The sequence below is a fragment of the Salinicola sp. RZ23 genome (assembly GCF_003206675.1).
GTDB lineage: Bacteria > Pseudomonadota > Gammaproteobacteria > Pseudomonadales > Halomonadaceae > Salinicola > Salinicola endophyticus.
Genome location: NZ_PZJK01000032.1, coordinates 228 through 795, shown reverse-complemented (window position 1 = coordinate 795; position 568 = coordinate 228). Strand labels below are relative to the sequence as shown.

The following is a 568-nucleotide window of genomic DNA, read 5'->3' as shown; positions in this document are numbered from 1 at the left end:
TGGCGCCATAGGCGTCGGTGCGCAGTTCGAACCCGGTACCGCGGAAGGCGCCGCGGGTGTTGCCGGTCTGGTGGATCAGGTAGCCGAGGTTGAGTTGGCTCTTCTCCGCTTCGGAGTTGAGGCGGACGCGTTCCTGGTCGGTGGCGTCGTCGAACACCAGCTCGTTGTACTTGCTGCCGCGGTAGGTCTTGCTCTTGAACCCGGAGAGCAGGCCGTGGCTGTGCCAGTCCGGCGTCTGCTCGCCGTTGTAGACCCGGCCGGTGATCAGCGGACGGTCGGCGTCGCCTTCGAGGAAGTCGACCAGCACTTCCTGGCCGATGCGCGGCACGAACACCCCGCCCCAGCCGGCGCCGGCATTAGGTTGGGAGACCCGCAGCCAGACGCTTGAGTTTTCGTCCTGCTGGCCCTGGCGGTCCCAGTGGAACTGGACGCGCACGCGGTTGAGGTGGTCGGTGTGGATCTCTTCATTGGCCGGGCCGACCACGGTGGCGGTCTGGGGCCCGCCGATCACCGGGCGGCGGTGGGTCAGCGGATGGCGGTAGGGCTGGCTGCACCGCTGCGCTTCGAG

Annotated in this window: 1 protein-coding gene; it reads right to left on the bottom strand. The window is 68.1% G+C overall.

The features are described from left to right. Nucleotides 1–568 (bottom strand): type VI secretion system tip protein TssI/VgrG (tssI, locus tag DOM67_RS19695; RefSeq protein WP_232825327.1); only part of this gene is annotated, 568 nt, incomplete at both ends.